This is a genomic window from Bradyrhizobium jicamae, assembly GCF_018130215.1.
In the GTDB taxonomy this organism is placed as follows: Bacteria; Pseudomonadota; Alphaproteobacteria; order Rhizobiales; family Xanthobacteraceae; genus Bradyrhizobium; species Bradyrhizobium jicamae_A.
Genome location: NZ_JAFCKQ010000102.1, coordinates 1 through 4397, shown reverse-complemented (window position 1 = coordinate 4397; position 4397 = coordinate 1). Strand labels below are relative to the sequence as shown.

The window sequence follows — 4397 nt, the reverse complement described above, 5'->3', positions numbered from 1 at the left end:
GCCATCTTTGATCGTCCATTGGGGATCCGTCAGGTGATTGACATCGGCGCCGTCGCAGCACCACTCACCTTGTTCGCAGCCGGCTTATCGACCGCCGAGGCGGATTGGAGCCTGCCCCCGAAAGGTTAGCGCAGGCTGGAAAGAACCTCTTCGCCTGATGTCTCAAATTGGGTACCGCGCTATATCCGCTGGCCTCTTGGATACTGGAGAGTAGATTCCGGCGCTTATCGGCGGGCTCCAACCCCGGAGAAATGAGGCCGGCGATGATGAAACAGCAAGCTCTGATCGCGGTCGTTGGCGCATGCGTGCTGGTATCGTCCCAATCGCTGGCCCGAGGCGGAGGTGGTGGGCTAGGCCACTCGGGAAGTTCCATTAGATCGGGCGCAGCATCAAGAGCACCTGCGATGCGGGCTCCAACGATTCGGTATTCTGCTCCCATGCGAGCTGCACCTCACCCGGGCCTAGTCCACCGTAGCCCGACAGATGCCGGTGCCGTCCGCCGGGTGCCGGAGCACTTCGTGAATCTGCGCGGTCGGAATATCGGAATTCCTCCGCTGGCCGCTGTTACCGGTCCTATCATTCTCGACATACCACCGCTCGGCAAGATCTTCGTCCCGCAAGAGACATACGTGGCGCTTTACCCTCTGCTGATTTCAAACAATGAAGCCGATCGTGAGCGGGCATTCATGCTGTTAAAGCGGCAGGTCGAGCACGATCCGGACAGTCATATTCAACGTCCAAGTACGATTGCAGCAGGCCCCCGCCAGCGAAGCCCCGACTGGTGTCCCGACTGCAGAGACACGGCCGAGATCGTACACTCCTGCCGACCGTTTGGTGACTGTGATACGGCCGTGCGTTTGATGCGTGATCCGAAACGCCCCGTCGACGAATGGGGACCGAACAAGGGTCACTAGGAAAAGAGACTCGCACGGCTGACCGCGCATAGAATTCGCTCATGCTCAAATTCGATTTCTGCCTACCGACGCAAGACGATCCCGGCCGGCGTCGACGGGATCTCCGATTTCAACGCGTTGCACGACGGCAAGCACGATGCCGAGGTGCAGCTCTGCGCCTTCGACGTGCTGGCGCTGGGCGGTGAGGATCTGCGAGGCCTGCCGCTGTCGATGCGCAAGACGAACCTTGAGCGGCTGCTGCACCGACGGCCGGAGGGCATATTCGTCAACCCGTTCGAGACCGGGCGATCGGTCCCGACCTGTTTCGGGCGGCCTGCGACATGGTGCTCGAAGGGATGGTGTCAAAGCGGTCCGATCGGCCATACCGCAGAGGCCCATCGAAGGACTGGATCAAGGTGAAAAACCGGGCGCACAACAACTATCTGCTCGGCAACCAGCCGCCGGCTTTCGACATCCTTGGTCACTCGTCCAAGGAGGGGGCTACGAAATGGGATGCCTCGGCAAGCCAGACGTGCATCGCAAGGCCCATCGCCGCTGGTCCTCGTCGTGACCTTCATTGCGGTCGTCGCCCTAGGTTAACCTGAAGCGGCATCCTTAATCTGCGACACCAATTGCAGTGACGCTCTGACGGAATAGAGTTGTACACAGTCGCGCAATTAAGGCCGCTCATCAGTCACCGCGCGATCAGAGAGCGTCGCCACATGCGATGCCCTCGCCTAACGGGATAACCGCTCTATACGGAAGAATCTCATGGTCGGACGAGTAATCGCGACCGCGACGTGGCTGCTCCTGGCTATTGCTACGTTGACATTCCTACTGCGCTGGCGAGCAGAGAATGCCCGGCCGGCACAACCTTCGTGGCGTGAGTCCGCCGGGACTCTCCGTCAGCCGACGCTCCCCGAATAGAACCCGCTCGAGATCCTTTGGGACTAGGCGCAATCCGAGCGGTAACCCCGAGCGGGCCGCTCTCCGCTGCAGGAAGAAGCCGCCGCCGCAGTTGACGGGGTGCTGCGCGCCGCCATAAACAACCGTCAGAAAGACGTTGGGTAGCAAGATGGTAGCAGAGTTCTAGTTTCGTACCGTCGAGGCAACCTAAAAGCCCAACAATTTCAAAGACGGAAGGGTGGCCGAGTGGTTTAAGGCACCGGTCTTGAAAACCGGCGTGCCTGCAAGGGTACCGTGGGTTCGAATCCCACCCCTTCCGCCAGTATAGTGTTCTCCGCTGTTCGGAATCCCCAGTAAAATCAGTGCCTTCGCCGGCAGACTGTATTTCTTCGTTCGCCGTCGTTCCTCACAATCAAGCGCAAACCGTAGCTTGGGACCCTAGGTTCGGAGGATGGTTTTGACTGGAGGATCACATCCCCTCCTCTGCACGGTATTGATTTTGCTGCGGTTTGGCGAGCTTGCTTGTAAAGCTACGGCTGGTGTCTACGGTTGGGTTGCGATAGCCACAACGACTTCGTGTGGAGGCCGAGTTCGACGCCAATCCGGAAACCGCAGCGAACCGGTCAAGTGCCCTCCGGCTGTGAGACCCACCAGACCGTCGCGCTCGACATCGTCCGGCGCCCCGAATTGGACGCCGGTTCACGAACTCGATCGGTACATGCGCTGCAAGGATTGTTCGCGACGGAGCGGACATTCGTTCAAGCGGAGTCATCTGGTGCGCTACGGGCGAACAAGATCTCGGCGATGAACCCGCCCTCGGTGTAGTGGCCGGGAGAACGATGATGCGAGTTCGGGCGCAACCCGGGCGGCTCTTTGGCATGTCGCCTTGTGGAAGCTGAACGGAAGTAGTCAACAAGCGCTCGAGAGGGCGCACATGACCGAAGGCGGACGAGGGCTATTCGTCAAATTGAGCGGCTCGGCGCCAGCGACATCGGCTGCATCGTGCCGTACATCAGCGTCCGCCACAGCCATTCGACCGGGCCGTATCGATAGCTGCTCAGCCACCACGCGCTGAAGAAGACCTGGGCGATGTAGACAGCGAGGCCGATCACGAGTGCTTTCGCCGCGCCGATGGAGCCGAACAGACCAAGGCCGTATCCGTAGAAAACCCATCCGAAGATCAGCGATTGCGCAAGGTAGTTCGTGAACGCCATGCGGCCCAGCGGCGCGGCCCATCCCAGCAGCGCCTTCCCGCTTACCGTGTTGGCGATCGCAAGGATGATCGCGCCATAGCCGATCGCCAGTACGAATGTGCTGGCGGGAGTTGCGAGTTTGCCGATCACCGTCTGTGGAATAGAGTCGGTTGAACCTGCAACGACGAGAGCAGCGCCGACACCGATGCAGCCGGCTGCCGTTGAGAACAGCAGCATCTGATGCGGCTTTCGCAGGACGCCGCTGCGCCAGACGAAGGCACCAAACAGGAACAGTCCGATGGTGCGCGGAAACATATAGACGTGTAGGGGAATGATCAGAGGGATTTCACGAACCCGGAACGCCAACACCTCCACGAAGCTGCCCTTTGGATAGATCAGATGGGCCTCCTGGATGTCGCGTTGGAGAGAAGCAAGGGTCGGAAACAGTCCGGGCGGCGGCCATTCCTGCATTGCGAGATACAGTCCGAGGAACGCCGCTGCGCCTGCCGCGAGGAGCGAGCGCGGACCGAACAGAAGCGGTAAGACGATCAGACCCGCGACTGCATATTCCGTGAGAATGTCGCCATTCCAGATAAGGCACAGGTGGATCAATCCAAATGCGAGCAGGACGACCAGCCGGCGCAACAAAAGAAACGCGCGGCGCGGGTTCGCCGAAAGATGCTCGAATTGAATAGCTAGCCCTGTGCCGAACAAAAGGGAAAAGAGAGCAAATGCTTTCAGGTCGACGGCCAGCGTCAAAGCGGTCTCGACGGCTCGGTCCAGAGGAGGTGCGGGTCCAGTAGGTAGGAATTGCTCGAAAATCGAGATCCGGAAGGCTGTCACCAGATTGATCGCGAGGACGCCGAACAACGCGACACCACGAAGTGCGTCGATACTGGCGATACGATCCGATGGGCTTATCGGGCCTGAACGTCCTTCGCGAATTGGGGTGTGAGCCATTGCGGGACGAATATAGATTGTAAGAAGATTCTATGCCATGTCGGCTTCTAGGCCACCGCGACCAACACACGCGACCGTTGACCCGTCTGGTGTAAGATGTAGATCGGACCTTACGAGACCGGACCATGCTGTAGCGATTGACACTGAGCAGACATCCACCGTAGCGATCAAGGGGCTTGCTTTAGCTACTAATGCCCAGTTGGCGAAGGTGTTGGAGCGGGAGACGAAGTTGCACTAGGTCGTTGCTCATTGCGATTGAGCCCACGATGGGTTGGTCCGTTCCGGCATGCGGCACGCATGTGCCAGTATTCTCGAACTTTCTGGTTTCCCCGCGCCCTGTAGTAGTTGCGCCCGCGACGATGGTCGAACCGTACGCATACGACGAGGACCGCCTGATAGACGCACGCGCGCGGGCACAGTGAGCTCTATGATCGGTTGGGTGAAG

3 protein-coding genes, 1 tRNA gene and 1 pseudogene are annotated in these 4397 nt (G+C 59.5%); 3 read left to right on the top strand and 2 right to left on the bottom strand.

All coding sequences use genetic code 11. The features are described from left to right. The first annotated feature begins 518 nt into the window (after positions 1 to 518). Positions 519 to 914, top strand: a complete 396-nt coding sequence (locus JQ586_RS39965; RefSeq protein WP_212400109.1) for a hypothetical protein — start codon at positions 519 to 521, stop codon at positions 912 to 914. Between the two features lie 45 nt (positions 915 to 959). On the opposite strand, the gene JQ586_RS41760 is transcribed toward JQ586_RS39965, so the two are convergent. Then, on the bottom strand, positions 960 to 1157 hold the full coding sequence (locus JQ586_RS41760) for a hypothetical protein (RefSeq protein WP_212400108.1): 198 nt from the start codon (positions 1155 to 1157) through the stop codon (positions 960 to 962). An 874-nt stretch (positions 1158 to 2031) separates the two neighbouring features. On the opposite strand from JQ586_RS41760, the gene JQ586_RS39955 reads away from it, so the two are divergent. Beyond that, positions 2032 to 2121 (top strand) — tRNA-Ser (locus JQ586_RS39955). Between the two features lie 314 nt (positions 2122 to 2435). Continuing rightward, positions 2436 to 2624 (top strand): annotated as a pseudogene (locus tag JQ586_RS41040) (hypothetical protein); the annotation flags it as partial. A gap of 137 nt (positions 2625 to 2761) precedes the next feature. Here the strand turns inward: JQ586_RS41040 and JQ586_RS39950 are convergent. Next, the gene (locus tag JQ586_RS39950) at positions 2762 to 3862 is read right to left on the bottom strand and encodes a DUF418 domain-containing protein (protein WP_249148687.1); all 1101 of its coding nucleotides are present in this window, start codon (positions 3860 to 3862) and stop codon (positions 2762 to 2764) included. Positions 3863 to 4397: the final 535 nt, after the last annotated feature.